The organism is Corynebacterium sp. HMSC074C01, assembly GCF_001814605.1.
Taxonomy (GTDB): Bacteria; Actinomycetota; Actinomycetes; order Mycobacteriales; family Mycobacteriaceae; genus Corynebacterium.
On the sequence record NZ_KV817269.1, the window covers coordinates 47,458 to 61,054 of the forward strand.

Below are 13,597 nucleotides of genomic sequence, written 5' to 3' on the forward strand. Positions count from 1 at the left end.
TTCGGCCGAGCGAGAGGGCGAAAGATTGAATCGATTCAGATAGCGCCTTTTAGGGTAGAACTTGGCGCTTCGCTGTGCTGCATTGTTCACCCGATGGGGGTGAGTGACCTTGCTAACGTCTGAGACCTGATAGCGCCTCCAAGCGGCGGAGACGATAGACTTTGGCCCTATGAATCCTGAAGATCTTTCCGTCCTGATCAAGAACACTGCCGCCGCCGTGCTCACCGAGCATGAGCTGGACTCCTCCGTCCTGCCGGAGACCGTGAGCGTGGAGCGCCCGCGCAACCCGGAGCACGGCGATTACGCCACCAACCTGGCACTCCAGGTGGCCAAGAAGGCCGGCACCCAGCCCCGCGAGCTGGCGCAGTGGCTGGCGGATGCCCTCGCCGGCAATGACGCCATCGATGAGGCCTCCATCGCGGGCCCGGGATTCCTTAATATTCGCCTCGCTGCCGCAGCGCAGGGCGCCATCGTGGCCCAGGTCCTCAACGCCGGCGCAGCCTTCGGCAGCAACACCACCTACCAGGGCAAGAAGATCAACCTGGAGTTCGTCTCCGCGAACCCGACTGGCCCGATCCATCTGGGTGGCACCCGCTGGGCCGCCGTGGGTGACTCACTCGGCCGCGTGCTCGAGGCCTCCGGCGCGGACGTGACTCGCGAATACTACTTCAACGATCACGGCGGACAGATCGACCGTTTTGCTCGCTCCCTCGTGGCCGCGGCCAAGGGCGAGCCCACCCCGGAGGATGGCTACGGCGGAGACTACATCAAGGACATCGCGCAGGCGGTAGTGGAGAAGAAACCGCAGGCTCTCGAGGGCAGCGATGCCGAGGTCCAGGAGAACTTCCGCGCTGACGGCGTGGAGATGATGTTTGCCCAGATCAAGGAGTCACTCCACGAGTTTGGCGTGGACTTCGACGTGTATTTCCACGAGAATTCTCTCTTCGAATCCGGTGCCGTGGAGAAGGCTATCCAGACGCTCAAGGACAACGGCAAACTCTACGAAGCCGAGGGTGCGTGGTGGCTGAAGTCCACCGAATACGGCGACGACAAGGACCGCGTGGTCATCAAGTCCGATGGCAATGCTGCCTATATCGCCGGTGATATCGCCTACGTGGCCGATAAATTCGACCGCGGCCACGACCTGGCCATCTACATGCTGGGCGCTGACCACCACGGTTACATCTCCCGCTTGCGTGCCTCGGCCCAGGCTTTGGGTTATGACCCGGAGGCCGTCGAGGTGCTCATCGGGCAGATGGTGAACCTGGTCCGCGACGGTAAGGCGGTCAAGATGTCGAAGCGTGCCGGCACCGTCATCACCCTTGATGACCTTGTCGAGGCCATTGGCGTCGACGGCGCCCGCTACTCCCTGGTGCGCTCCTCCGTGGATTCCAGCCTGGACATCGACTTGGGCCTGTGGGCTTCGCAGTCGGCGGATAACCCGGTCTACTACGTGCAGTATGGCCACGCTCGCATTTGCTCTATCCTGCGCAAGGCAGCAGAGCTGGGCTTCGACACCGCCGCGCTTGGCGACGCCCCCTTCGACCTCCTCACCCACGACAAGGAGGGCGACCTCATCCGCACCCTGGGCGAGTTCCCGGAGGTTGTGGCCACCGCCGCCACGCTGCGCGAACCGCACCGCATCGCGCGCTATGCCGAGGAGCTTGCCGCCGTGTTCCACCGCTTCTATGACCAGTGCCAGGTGCTGCCAAAGGCCGGTGAAGAGACAGAGCCGATTCACTCTGCACGCCTCGCCTTGGCCAGCGCCACCCGCCAGGTCATGTCCAATGCCTTGACCATGGTCGGGGTCAGCGCACCGGAGAAGATGTAAGAAAAGGTATCGATGACTGATTTCAATTCTCTTCCGGCCCACGTATGGCCGCGCAACGCCGCTCGAGGCTCCGATGGTGTGGTCTCGATTGGTGGCGTTTCCCTGACCGAGCTGGCTGAAGAATACGGCACCCCGCTCTATGTTTTCGATGAGCAGGACTTCCGCTCGCGCTGCCGGGACATGGCCCAGGCCTTCGGCGGCCCTGACCACGTGCACTATGCTTCCAAGGCTTTCATTACCAAGCGCATCGTGCGCTGGGTCGATGAGGAGGGCCTGTGTCTTGACGTGGCCTCCCTTAACGAGGCCAAGCTGGCGCTTGCCGCGGACTTCCCGTCGGAGCGCATGACCGCGCACGGCAATAACAAGGAAGACGAGTACCTCGAACTGTGCGTAAACGAGGGCATTGGCCATGTGGTGCTGGATAACGCGTCGGAGCTCTCGCGCCTCAACAGCATCGCTGCGGCCGCCGGGCGTGTGCAGCCGGTGATGATCCGCGTGAAGCCTGGCGTGGATGCCCACACGCACGAATTCATCGCCACGGCTCACGAGGATCAAAAGTTCGGCATCTCCCTGTCCACCGGCGCCGCTTTCGATGTCGCTCGCACGGTGCTGGAATCCGCGAACCTTAAGCTCGTGGGCTTGCACTGCCACGTGGGCTCCTCAGTGTTTAACGCCGATGGCTTCAAGCTGGCAGCCGAGCGCGTGCTGAGCCTGTACAAGCGCATCCACTCCGAGCTCGGAGTTGCCCTCGAGGAACTGGACTTGGGCGGCGGCTTCGGCATTCCCTACATGGAATACGAGGAAGCCCTCGACGTCGCCACGCTGGCCAAGGACCTGCTCGACGCCGTGGAGCGCACCGCTACCGAGCTCGGTATCAAGCCGCCCTTCGTGCTGGTGGAGCCCGGCCGCTCTTTAGTGGGCGCCTCCGCGGTCACCGTCTACCGGGTGGGCACGGTCAAGGATGTGGAGACCGGCAAGGCGGATCTGCCGATGCGCCGCTACCTCTCCGTGGACGGTGGCATGTCCGATAACATCCGGCCGGCGCTCTATGGCTCGGAGTACGACGTGCGCGTGGTCAACCGCCGCACCCAGGGCGAGCCCGTAGATTCGCGCATCGTGGGCTTCCACTGTGAGTCCGGCGACATTCTGGTCAACGAGCGCCGTTTCCCCTCGGATATCACTACCGGGGATCTCCTCGCTTTCGCCACCACCGGTGCCTATCAGTACATGATGGCCTCGCGCTATAACGGTGCTTTGCGCCCGGCGGTCGTCTCCGTGCGTGACGGCAAAGCCTCGCTCATGCTGCGCCGGGAAACGGTGGAGGACTTGCTGGCGTTGGACGTCGACTAGCGCGGCGTTGCCACAGCTCACCGCATTTTATTCACAAAGACATGGCCGGTCGCACGTTGTGCCGGCCATTTTGTATAGAAATAGACAGCTCGTTCTGTATAGTGATGGGCTAGCACGTAAGAATCTTTCGCAATTTCAACAAGGGGACACCATGACGACGACGAACCGTAGCAAGAAGCCCGAAGGCGAACCCGTAGGAATCGCGCTGCTTGGATTTGGCACCGTGGGCGCCGAGGTTTTCCGCCTCGTGCAGGAGAACGCTGACGCTTTTGCGCACCGCATCGGCGGCCCCGTGGAGATCCGCGGCGTCGCCGTGCACAACAAGAACAAGCTGCGCCCGGGCGTGCCGGCGGAGCTGCTGACCGACGACGCCAAGGCGCTTGTCCTGCGCGATGATATCGACCTCGTCGTCGAGGTCATCGGCGGCATTGATTTCCCGCGCGAGCTCGTCCTCGCAGCCCTCAATGCCGGCAAGTCCGTGGTTACCGCCAACAAGGCTCTCGTGGCCGCACACGCGGATGAGCTCGCTGAGGCCGCCGACCGCGCCGACGTTGACCTGTACTTCGAGGCCGCCGTGGCCGCCGCCATTCCGGTCGTTGGCATGCTGCGCCGCTCCCTAGCCGGTGACAAGATCCAGCGCATCTCCGGAATCGTCAACGGCACCACGAACTTCATCCTGGACGCCATGGAGTCCACCGGCGCCTCCTATGAGGACGCACTGGCTGAGGCCACGCGCCTGGGCTATGCGGAGGCCGATCCTACCGCTGACGTGGAGGGCCACGACGCCGCCTCCAAGGCCGCCATCCTGGCATCCCTGGGTTTCTACACCCGCCTGACCTTCGACGATGTTTATTGCGAGGGTATTTCCAAGATCACCGCGGATGACATCAAGGCTGCTAATCAGGCTGGCTACTCCATCAAGCTGCTGGCTATCTGCGAGCGCCTCGTCGATGAGGAGACCGGTGCGGAATCCGTCAACGCCCGCGTGCACCCGACCTTGGTGCCGAAGGAGCACCCGCTGGCTTCGGTCAGCCAGTCCTACAACGCCATCTTCGTCGAGGCAGAGGCCGCTGGCTCGCTGATGTTCTACGGCAACGGCGCCGGCGGTAACCCCACGGCATCTGCTGTGCTGGGTGATGTCATCGGTGCGGCACGCAACATTGTCCACGGCGGCCGTGCACCGGGGGAGAACACCTACGCCAACCTACCTATTGCGGAGTTCGGAGAAGTGGAAACTCGTTATCACGTCGACATGGAAGTTGAAGACCGCACCGGCGTGCTCTCCGCCATCTCCGGTGTCTTTGCCCGCCACGGGGTCTCCCTGCGCACCGTGCGCCAGGAAGACGGCGATGCTACCGCTCGCCTCATTGTGGTCACCCACGCGGCGAAGGAAGCAGTCCTCGAGGATATCGTCGCCGCCCTTGGAGAGCTCGATGAGGTCAAGGCCGTTCACTCCGTCATCCGCCTGGGCGTCTAAGGAGCTTAGGTACAACAATGAGTATCGATATCGAAGTAGGCTCCAAGGTCACCGTCCAGGTTCCCGCCTCCTCGGCCAACCTGGGGCCGGGCTATGACACCCTCGGCATCGCGCTGAGCCTCTACGACACCGTGGAGGTAGAGGTCACCCGCTCCGGCTTGGAGGTAGAGATCTTCGGAGAGGGCGCCGATGAACTGCCGCGCGACGGCTCCCACCTCGTGGTCAAGGCCATCCGTTCCGCACTCAAGGCCGCCGACGTCGAAGTCTCTGGCCTGCGCGTGGTGTGCACGAATAACATCCCGCAGTCCCGTGGCCTGGGCTCCTCGGCGTCCGCCGCGGTGGCAGGTGTTGCCGCGGGCAACGGCTTGGCTGGATTCCCACTCTCCGAAGAGCAGGTTGTGCAGCTGTCATCTGCCTTCGAAGGCCACCCGGATAATGCTGCGGCCTCCGTGTTAGGCAATGCTGTGGTCTCTTGGACCACCGTGCCTGTCGACGGCCGCTCCCTTCCGGAGTACCGCGCCGCCACCTTAGAGGTGCACCCGAGCATCAAGGCGACGGCCTTGGTCCCGGACTTCCATGCCTCGACGCAGGCAGTGCGCCGCGTGCTGCCCTCGCACGTCACCCATGCCGACGCCGCCTTCAACGTCTCCCGCACCGCAGTGAACGTGGCGGCGCTGACGGCCTATCCGGACCTGCTGTGGGAGGGCACCCGCGACCGCCTGCACCAGCCTTATCGCGCTGACGTGCTGCCGGTTACCGCGGAGTGGGTCAACCGCCTGCGCAACCGCGGCTATGCCGCCTACTTGTCGGGCGCCGGCCCTACCGTCATGGTCCTGCACACCGAGCCCATCGAGGAAGCCATCCTCGATGACGCCCGCGAACAGAACCTGCGCGTGCTGGAGCTGGAGGTCGCCGGGCCGGTCTCCGTCGAGCGTGGCTAGGCTAGTTAGCTGGACTTTTCCACACTGATCCGGCACACACCGTTGCCGGACTTGGGGATGAGCTTCAGGTTTAACCGACCGCCGGAATCGGCAGCCGCCTGCTCTAAGTAGCCATCGTGGATGGCGCAGACGAAGGGGGAGGGCTCTACACCGGCGGTCACAAAGGGGCAGGCGTTCAGCTCCACGTCGGTGCGGCCCTCCTGGTCGAATTGCTCGGCCGAGGTTACCGGGTCAAAGCCCATATCGCGCATGGTTTGGTAGAGCGGTGCCAGCGCCTCAGCGCCGTGGCTGCTGGCCGCGGCCTTAGCCCATGCGCGGCCGATCTCTCGTGCTTGTTCGGAAGAATAATCATTGAGTTGATTTTTATCCGCGAGCGCTTTGACTAACACGCTAATCAGCGTGACGTATTCTTCCGCCACCGAACGGTTGTCGGGTACCCGCACTTGGAAGATCAGGGAGGGGCGCCCACGCCCTTTCGCTGGGGCAGTGACTACCCGCACCGCCCCGGCTCCGACGAGTTCGTCCAGATGCCCGCGCGCTGTGTTAACGTGCATGCCCATTTTCTTAGCAATTGCTGCGGCCCGCGCTCCTTGCGGGAACGTCTGTAGAACCGAGAGGACTTCGCGCTGCTTGGGGGAGAGCCTCATCGTGTCAGGAAATAGCTCGCTAGATGAGCGAGGACTATGGGTAGACATTGTGGACATGGACTGTAGCTCCTTGGTAAACGCTACGAGGATCCTACATCCACTCCGTCGAATTTCTACTATCGTGGTGAGTTTAAATACCGAGATCTTCCTCACGACGTGGGCAGACCCAGTAGATTAAGTACGGGTATAGACCGTGAGGGCGCTGGAGTCGAGCGCCACCGGCACCGCCTGACCGGGAGCGTTTTTACGCGCTGGCTGGCCCACCGTGACCCGTTGGCCGTCGATATCAACGAGGGTAGAGCTTCCCAAATCAGCCACAATGGTGGCACTCAAACTGGTGGCATGCTGCGCGTCAGTGGAGTCGAAGTGCAGCGCTGACTGCGGGAAGGCCGCCCAGTGCTCACCGTCGCGGTCTGGAGCAAACGCGTCTCCTCTGAGGGAACCGCGCAGAACATTAACGCCCGCTAGCTCCGCCATGAAGCGGGTGGTGGGCTGCTCCAATAGTCGGTCCGCAGGGCCTTGGGAAGTGACTTCGCCGGCTTCCATCACCGCGACGTCATCCGCAAGCGTGGTGAGGTCCACGCGGCTGTGGGTGACAATGACCGTGGTGCGGTCAGCGGCCGAGATACACAGGAGGTGGCGCCACCGTGCGGCGGATTCGACGTCCATGGCGGCAAAGGGCTCATCCGCAACCAATACCTCTGGCCGTGCCGCGAGCGCGCGCAGAAGTGCAACTTGCGCGGCCTGGCCGCCGGAGAGCTCGGAGACATGGACTAGCTCCTGCAGTCCGGCGGCCTTCAGTAACTCCTCCGTCCGTCGCGGGTCATTGGTCACCATGGTCAACGCTTGAGCCACGGTGGCTGTGGGCGGTAGCCCGGGGTTTTGAGAGAGCATGATGACGCGTTCAGTGTTAGTTTGCGCTCCCTGGAGCCGCCCGCTAATAAAACGCATCAGTGTGGTCTTACCGGCGCCGTTGGGTCCGACCACCGCGGTTACGCGCCCGCCTCGGAACGTCGTGGTGGTGTCGCCGACCGTCACGGAAAGATCGTGGGGCGGCGTCAGCGGGGCAGTCGCCGCGCGGAGTGCATTTGGGTCCATCGGCTGCAAAGCGCGTACAGCTTGCTCGCGGCGGCGCCGTAGCAGCAGGGGCATTCCGGCAGCGGTGAGCGTAAGGATGGCTATCCCGATTAACACGGCCGACAGAGCATAGGCATTGTCCGCGCTGACTTCACGTTCAAGGTAGATACCGCTCGGCATGGTTCGGGTAGAACCGGGCAGGGATCCGGCGAAGGTGATCGTCGTTCCAAATTCACCCAGTGAGCGGGCGAAAGCCAGTGCACCGCCCGTGAACACGGCGGGGAGGATAGCCGGGAGGATGATGTGTCGAAGGATGGTGCTTGTGCTGAGGCCGATGCCCCGCGCGCTAGCCACGACCTCAGGATCGAGCTGCCGCAAAGCAGAATCCACCGCCACCACCACGAAGGGGAGGGTGACAAAGAGATGTGCTGCCACGACACCGGGGAAGGCGAAAGAGACGTGCAGCCCTGCCTGCTCCAATGCCGGGCCAAGGAGTCCACGGCGCCCGAGTAGCGCGGTAAGGGCCAAGCCGCCGACCACAGGAGGCAAGGCCAAAGGGAGGTAAACCACCAGCCTCACAAGGTGAGAAACACGGCGTAGCTGCTGGAGCCACAGCGCCAGGCAGGTGCCCAGGAATGTCGACAGCAAGGTCGACAAGGCCGCTGCGGAGAGGCTGACGCGGAGGAGGTCATGGGTCGCCGGAGCGCTCAGCGTGTCGGAGAGCTTCGGCCACGGTACCCGCACTCCGAGGGCGAGGACCGGGGCAAGGATGTAGAGCGCGGCGAGCGCGCCGGTGGCGATGGCCGGCCAGGTTGTCCGCGGGCGCTGCTCGCGCAAAAACGTGGGTGACACTTAGTTCACCGGGGTGAAACCGTACTTTTCCCAGGTGCTATCAAAATCCGACTCGAGGAGCGAGAGGACCTCTTGGGCTTCCTCATGCCGTGGTGAATCAGACACCACCGCGCCCATGATCTCGTTGCGGAAGTTTTCCGCGTGGTCGAGCGGAATGGCCTCGACATCCTCGTTAGCGGCGGCATCAGTGGAGTAAACCCACCCTGCGTCCGCCTCACCTGAGGCGACCTTACCCAGGACGTCAGCTACCTGTCCCTCCAAGGAGGAGGCCTGCAGATCCCAATTATTGGCCTCCATGATGCGCGTGGAAATGGCACCGCAGGGAACGCTGGGATCGCAAAGAACCAAGCGTGCGGAGGAATCCAGATCGGCAGCGGAGCGCAGACCTAAAGGATTGCCCTTCGGCACCACCATGACCATGACGTTGCTAGCGAGGGCTACAGAAGTGTCCACGCTGCCTTGCGCAGTCGCATTCTCCATGGTCTCGCGAGAGGCAGTAAGGAGCAGATCTGCGGGCGCTCCTTCATTGATCTGTTGAACGAGCGCGGAAGAGCCGCCATTGTTGAAGGCCAGCGGAGTTTCAGAAGCGCTGGAGAGGTCGTCATTGAGCACGCGCGTGGAGGACGCTGCAAATACCTGCAATGGCTCGTCGGAGCTGGAGGTGCAGCCAGCGACAGTCAGCGCGGCGGCAAGGACGGGGACGGCAATCTTGAGAAGGCGCATGTTCAGTCAGCTTACGGGAGCTCTACGCGGTTCGCGTGAATTTAATATGTACTTCCTTTGGTTCCTTCTTGAGGTACTCACGCGTGAAGGACTCCTCCCGCTGGTCCACCTCCTTGAGCAGCGGAAGCGGGTCGTGGGGAGCAATGAGAATCATGGATTCGCCCACGTTGAGGGTGCCCAGCGCTCCGTGGATGGCACCGTGGCGCACTGCGTGAGGGATTTCGGAGGCGTTGAGGGTGGGGATGTCGTGGCCCTTGGAGGCGTCAACAAGCGGCAAGTTCATTCGGGTTATCCCTTTCGAGTTCTAGGGCGGCGGGCGTTGCTGCCCGTGCAACTAATTTACTACGATTATATCCGTGCAAATAAAAATGTCAGATATGTCTCTGCGTGATGTCTCCCTGGCTTCTCGCCGGCGCTGGCACACCATTGCTTTCAGCCTCGTCGCGTTCTGGATTGTGGCAGGCGTGGGGATCACCGTGGCGAATATCTGGGGCGCGCCCGTCGTATGGTGGGACCTCATTCATCCTTTCACCCTCGGGGCGCTGACCACCGCCATCCTCGTATTCAGCACCCACTTCACGGAGGCGCTGACCCGCACCCCGGCCACAGGGTTCCTCGGGGTGGGCGCGCGGGTGGGGCTGGTTCAGGTGGGGCTGGTTCTTTTACTCGTTGATCGCGCAGGCTACGACTGGGGCGTGCTTGCGGATATCGGCTCCGCTCTCGTCATCGCTGCCGTTGCGTGGCACCTGCGGGCGCTGTGGGGCAAGCTCCGGGGGTCATTGTCTGGTTCCTTCGCCGTCACCGTGCCCTTTTATCTGGCTGCGGCCTGTTTCATGGTTCTCTCGGTGCTCGTGGTCATCCTTGCTGCGCACGGGGTGGGAAACTACTCGTTATTGGTGGCAGCGCACTCACGCGGGATGGTGTGGGGCTTCGCCTTGCTTACTATCCTGGGCACGGTCATCACGCTTGTGCCGACGTTTACCCGGACCCCCTTTTCCTCGGTGGCCCGGGCGCGGTGCAGCCGGGCTTTGGCAGTGCATTGCGTGGGCCTGGCGGCGGCCATGCTTGCCGACGCCTCCGGGCTCACCCGCGCCGCCGGCATGGCACAGCTGCTCACGGTGCTCGCTGCCGTGCTCATCATCCAGCCCGTGTTTGCCAGCGCTCTTGGCGGCGAAAAGACGACGGCAAGCGTGTCCGCGATGGCAGGCCTGGTGTGGATGGTGGCGCTCTGCGCCGGTGATGCCGCCGCTACCGTCGCAGGGGCCTACCCGCGTGCGGTTACCTTGCTGCTCATGCCGGCATTTCTTGGTGCCGGCCTACTGCAGCTCGTGACCGGGGTGCTCCACCACATGCTGCCCATCCTGGCCGGGGCGGCACGTCCCGCACGTGGGCACCTCGCAGGGTTCCTGCGCGTGGGGCTCATCAATCTCGGCGGCGTGCTCAGCCTTCTTGGCATTGCTGGCGTGTCCTTCGCCGGGCTTATCATGATGGGGCTAGGCCTCATCGCCAATATTGTGGCCCTGGTGTGGGCCGTCTCGTCACCTCAAGGAGAAGTTCATGTCAAGCGCGCCCGTTAAACAGGAGCATTCTGAGAAGCAATGGGCATCCTGGCTCATTATCATCGTGGCGCTTCTCGCCGTCATTGGGCTGGCGGTGTTCAACTCGGCCACAGGCAAGCAGGACCCAGCCACGGTGGCATCCGCCGACGCCGTGACTGTTGACGTCTCCGTGGACGGCATGGCCTTTGTCCCGTCCTCCATTGACGTGGCCGCGGGCAGTCACCTCGTAGTGAACTTCACCAACACCGGTGACCAGGTACATGACCTGAAGATCGGACGCGAGGAGACCGGACGGGTAGAACCGGGCGAGACCGTGCAGCTGGATGCCGGGGTCATTGAGGAGTCCATCGAAGGATATTGCACGATCGCCGGCCACAAGATGCAGGGCATGACGTTCATGGTCAATGTCGATGACTCCGCTTCGAGTGGGCATGATCATGCGGGGGTATCGGAAAGCACGGGCTCTGCTGGTGCCCCGGCGAAGGTGCCCTCGGTTGCCGAGCGCATGGCAGCTCGCGAAGGTTTCGAAGCCGTCGACGCCTCCCTTGCCCCCGCCGAAGGCGACCTCCATGAGGAAACCTGGGTGATGACTGAGGAAGAGATGGAAGTCGCCCCAGGAGTGCGCCAAACTCGCTGGCTTTTCAACGGGCAGGCGCCCGGACCAACTCTGCGCGGCAAGGTAGGGGATACGTTCCGCATCACCATCAAAAACGAAGGCTCGATGGGGCACTCGGTGGATTTTCATGCCGGTGAGGTCAACCCGGATAAGAACATGAAGACGATCCAGCCGGGTGAATCGCTGACCTATGAATTCGAGGCCCACAGGGCGGGTATCTGGATGTACCACTGCTCAACCATGCCGATGAGTCTGCACATTGCCAACGGCATGGCAGGAGCGGTGATCATCGATCCGCGCGGCGAGGATGCGCTGGCAGACGTCGATGCGGAGTACGTCATGACGGCGAGCGAGGTCTTCCTGGCCTCCGCCGGTAAGGAAGCTGACGGTGCGGATGCGCAGCGAGTCAGCGACGGCGACTATGACCTCACGGCCTTTAACTACTATCCCAATCAATATGACGAAGGCTTAGCCCCGCTGCGCGCGAAGGTGGGCGATACCGTGCGCATCTGGCTGGTTAACCTCGGCCCGGATCTGCCGTTGAGCTTCCACGTCGTGGGCGAGCAATTCGACACCGTGTACAAGGAAGGCGCTTACCTGATTAAGGGCGCGAAGGATTCCGGATCCCAGGCGCTCGACCTTCTACCTGCCCAGGGCGGATTCGTGGAGATGACCTTCAACGAGCCGGGGACCTACTCCTTTGTCAACCACCTCATGACGAACGCGGAGAAGGGCCAGCACGGCCAATTCATCGTGGAATAGACGGCTAGCAGGCTAGCAAGGGGAAAGAGAAGCGGCCTGGCAGCAGCCCTCAGTGAGAGGGCTGTGCCAGGCCGCTTGAACCTTTTTAGGCGCCGTGCGAGGGAGTCTCGCTGGCATCGAGCTGCGCGCGGTGGGAGCGTACAGGTTCCCACGCGGTGTGACCGCGCATATCAGTGGTGCGGTTATCCCGAGAACGGTAGACCACGTACGGACGGGTGACGTAGCCCACCGGGGCGGAGAAGGCATGCACCAATCGGGTAAAAGGCCATACTGCGATAATTGTGAACCCGCAGAGCACGTGCACCTTGAATTGCCACGGCACATCCGCCATGGTTTCCGGGTGGAGATTGAACACCAACAAATCACGCAGCCACGGGGAGATGGTCTCACGGTAGTCGTATCCATGAGGCCCACCAAATACCTGGGTGCTTACCGTCGCGATAGTGCCGGAGGCAATCGCTAGGCCAAGCACGAGGTACATCACCTTGTCCGAGGTTGAGGTCGACAGGAAAACGGAGCGATTGACTATGCGGCGGTAGAGCAAGCCGATGAAGCCCAGCACGACGGCGATGGCCGCAAGAGTACCGGGGATGGTGGCGATGAGGTGGTAGACGGCATCGCTAATTCCCATCGCCCGCGTCCAGGATTTGGGAATGGCGAGGCCCATGAGGTGGCCGATGATCACAAAGACCATGCCCCAGTGGAACAGCGGGGAAGAAAGGCGGAGCAGCTTTGACTCGTAGATCTGGGTGGAATGCGTGGTCCAGCCAAACTGGTCTGTGCGCCAGCGCCAGAACGTGCCTACAACGAAGGCAGCGATAGCCAACCACGGGAATGCGCCCCAGAGGAAGTTAGTGAAATAGTCCATGGGTGGTCCTTAAATGTAGTCGGGTTGGGTGGTCGGAAATGGAAGATCAGCGATGCCCACCATCTCTGCCGGTGGGCCCGTGCGGATAAGGTCAACGTATTTTTGCGCGGTGTCGGGATCCACGGCAGGCAGGGATGCGCACACCGCGGTGATGAGCGACGCAAAGGGTGAACCCAAACCCAGCAATGCTGCGCGCAGCACCTCGAGGCCCTGACGGTGGCTGGCCAGCATCTCGATGGCGTGCGCGTGATGAGCGCCCTCAGCCATGGCAACAGCTTCGAGGACCACGCAGAGGTGATCAGCTAGCTCGTCGTCGTTGGGGAAAAGCCCCATCGACTCTAGTTGTTGGCGGAAGGCCAGGATTGCCATGCCGCGTTGGCGGGTATCACCTACCGCATAGTAGGAAAGGTAGAGCGAACACCGGCGGCGCTGATCGAAAGTCTCCACGTAGTGTTCTTCGATGGCTCGTAGGCCGGCTTCTGTGGCCCACGCGGCAAACTCCGAAAAGCAGGTTCGCACTTCCTCAGGCAGCCCGGCGGTAGATTCCTCCACCACGGCAAGCCGCTCAAGGTAGTCCGCGTTGGGGTAGTGGAGCAACACGGCCGCGGACATCGCTACAGTACGGCGTTGCTCTTCGCTCATCCTCACCGGATCCACGAAGTCCGTCGGGACCGGCCCGGTGTGCGTGCGCGCGGTTCGCTTGAGATCCTTCGCCCCGCCCGCGCTGCCGATGCCGGCCGGAGTTCCGTAACCAGCGATGGCGTCGTCAAGCGGCGCGCCCGCTGGACCGCCGTGTGAGGCAGTGCTGCGGTGGGTAGCGCTGAGCTTGGCTGCGGCTCGGCGCTGCGCCAGCTTCTCAAAGATATTCATCCTCGTTCTCCTAGCTTGTACATG

12 protein-coding genes are annotated in these 13,597 nt (G+C 62.7%); 6 read left to right on the top strand and 6 right to left on the bottom strand.

Annotated elements, in window-relative coordinates; all coding sequences use genetic code 11:
* The first annotated feature begins 169 nt into the window (after positions 1 to 169).
* The 4 genes from argS (at position 170) to thrB (ending at position 5,599) form a co-directional block, all read left to right on the top strand.
* A complete protein-coding gene (gene argS, locus HMPREF2978_RS02590; RefSeq protein ID WP_070743939.1) occupies positions 170 to 1,831 on the top strand; it encodes an arginine--tRNA ligase in 1,662 nt (553 codons plus the stop codon).
* Positions 1,832 to 1,843: 12 nt separating this feature from the next.
* Positions 1,844 to 3,181, top strand: a complete 1,338-nt coding sequence (lysA, locus tag HMPREF2978_RS02595; RefSeq protein ID WP_070528837.1) for a diaminopimelate decarboxylase — start codon at positions 1,844 to 1,846, stop codon at positions 3,179 to 3,181.
* Between the two features lie 151 nt (positions 3,182 to 3,332).
* Entirely contained in the window at positions 3,333 to 4,658 is a 1,326-nt protein-coding gene (locus HMPREF2978_RS02600) for a homoserine dehydrogenase (RefSeq protein ID WP_070528834.1), read from the top strand.
* A 17-nt stretch (positions 4,659 to 4,675) separates the two neighbouring features.
* Positions 4,676 to 5,599 (top strand): homoserine kinase, encoded by a 924-nt coding sequence (thrB, locus tag HMPREF2978_RS02605; RefSeq protein WP_070528831.1) that lies wholly within the window; start codon positions 4,676 to 4,678, stop codon positions 5,597 to 5,599.
* Between the two features lie 5 nt (positions 5,600 to 5,604).
* Here thrB and HMPREF2978_RS02610 read toward each other — a convergent pair whose 3' ends face one another.
* The 4 genes from HMPREF2978_RS02610 to HMPREF2978_RS02625 form a co-directional block, all read right to left on the bottom strand.
* Positions 5,605 to 6,303, bottom strand: coding sequence for a helix-turn-helix transcriptional regulator (locus tag HMPREF2978_RS02610; protein ID WP_070528829.1), 699 nt, complete (start codon positions 6,301 to 6,303; stop codon positions 5,605 to 5,607).
* 117 nt (positions 6,304 to 6,420) lie between these two features.
* The gene (locus HMPREF2978_RS02615; protein ID WP_070743941.1) at positions 6,421 to 8,175 is read right to left on the bottom strand and encodes an ATP-binding cassette domain-containing protein; all 1,755 of its coding nucleotides are present in this window, start codon (positions 8,173 to 8,175) and stop codon (positions 6,421 to 6,423) included.
* Positions 8,176 to 8,898 (bottom strand): molybdate ABC transporter substrate-binding protein, encoded by a 723-nt coding sequence (modA, locus tag HMPREF2978_RS02620; RefSeq protein ID WP_070743943.1) that lies wholly within the window; start codon positions 8,896 to 8,898, stop codon positions 8,176 to 8,178. It lies immediately after the preceding gene.
* A 22-nt stretch (positions 8,899 to 8,920) separates the two neighbouring features.
* Positions 8,921 to 9,181: a DUF2249 domain-containing protein gene (locus tag HMPREF2978_RS02625; protein WP_070528820.1), complete on the bottom strand. Its 261-nt coding sequence runs from the start codon at positions 9,179 to 9,181 to the stop codon at positions 8,921 to 8,923.
* 94 nt (positions 9,182 to 9,275) lie between these two features.
* Between HMPREF2978_RS02625 and HMPREF2978_RS02630 the strand changes: the two genes are divergently transcribed.
* Both HMPREF2978_RS02630 and HMPREF2978_RS02635 read left to right on the top strand, forming a co-directional pair.
* Positions 9,276 to 10,475: a beta-carotene 15,15'-monooxygenase gene (locus tag HMPREF2978_RS02630; RefSeq protein ID WP_070528817.1), complete on the top strand. Its 1,200-nt coding sequence runs from the start codon at positions 9,276 to 9,278 to the stop codon at positions 10,473 to 10,475.
* Positions 10,456 to 11,835: a multicopper oxidase domain-containing protein gene (locus HMPREF2978_RS02635; protein ID WP_070528814.1), complete on the top strand. Its 1,380-nt coding sequence runs from the start codon at positions 10,456 to 10,458 to the stop codon at positions 11,833 to 11,835. Before HMPREF2978_RS02630 ends, HMPREF2978_RS02635 begins: the two co-directional genes overlap by 20 nt.
* 85 nt (positions 11,836 to 11,920) lie before the next feature.
* On the opposite strand, the gene narI is transcribed toward HMPREF2978_RS02635, so the two are convergent.
* Together narI and narJ are read right to left on the bottom strand one after the other, a co-directional pair.
* A complete protein-coding gene (narI, locus tag HMPREF2978_RS02640) occupies positions 11,921 to 12,703 on the bottom strand; it encodes a respiratory nitrate reductase subunit gamma (RefSeq protein WP_070528812.1) in 783 nt (260 codons plus the stop codon).
* Positions 12,704 to 12,712: 9 nt separating this feature from the next.
* Positions 12,713 to 13,573 (bottom strand): nitrate reductase molybdenum cofactor assembly chaperone, encoded by an 861-nt coding sequence (gene narJ / locus HMPREF2978_RS02645; RefSeq protein ID WP_070528806.1) that lies wholly within the window; start codon positions 13,571 to 13,573, stop codon positions 12,713 to 12,715.
* Positions 13,574 to 13,597 lie beyond the last annotated feature (24 nt).

Excerpts from the sequence above, each read along its gene's own strand:
- argS (WP_070743939.1), top strand. The coding sequence starts at position 170 with ATGAATCCTGAAGATCTTTCCGTCCTGATCAAGAACACTGCCGCCGCC.
- lysA (WP_070528837.1), top strand. The coding sequence starts at position 1,844 with ATGACTGATTTCAATTCTCTTCCGGCCCACGTATGGCCGCGCAACGCC.
- HMPREF2978_RS02600 (WP_070528834.1), top strand. The coding sequence starts at position 3,333 with ATGACGACGACGAACCGTAGCAAGAAGCCCGAAGGCGAACCCGTAGGA.
- thrB (WP_070528831.1), top strand. The coding sequence starts at position 4,676 with ATGAGTATCGATATCGAAGTAGGCTCCAAGGTCACCGTCCAGGTTCCC.
- HMPREF2978_RS02610 (WP_070528829.1), bottom strand. The coding sequence starts at position 6,303 with ATGTCCACAATGTCTACCCATAGTCCTCGCTCATCTAGCGAGCTATTT.
- modA (WP_070743943.1), bottom strand. The coding sequence starts at position 8,898 with ATGCGCCTTCTCAAGATTGCCGTCCCCGTCCTTGCCGCCGCGCTGACT.
- HMPREF2978_RS02625 (WP_070528820.1), bottom strand. The coding sequence starts at position 9,181 with ATGAACTTGCCGCTTGTTGACGCCTCCAAGGGCCACGACATCCCCACC.
- HMPREF2978_RS02630 (WP_070528817.1), top strand. The coding sequence starts at position 9,276 with ATGTCTCTGCGTGATGTCTCCCTGGCTTCTCGCCGGCGCTGGCACACC.
- HMPREF2978_RS02635 (WP_070528814.1), top strand. The coding sequence starts at position 10,456 with ATGTCAAGCGCGCCCGTTAAACAGGAGCATTCTGAGAAGCAATGGGCA.
- narI (WP_070528812.1), bottom strand. The coding sequence starts at position 12,703 with ATGGACTATTTCACTAACTTCCTCTGGGGCGCATTCCCGTGGTTGGCT.
- narJ (WP_070528806.1), bottom strand. The coding sequence starts at position 13,573 with ATGAATATCTTTGAGAAGCTGGCGCAGCGCCGAGCCGCAGCCAAGCTC.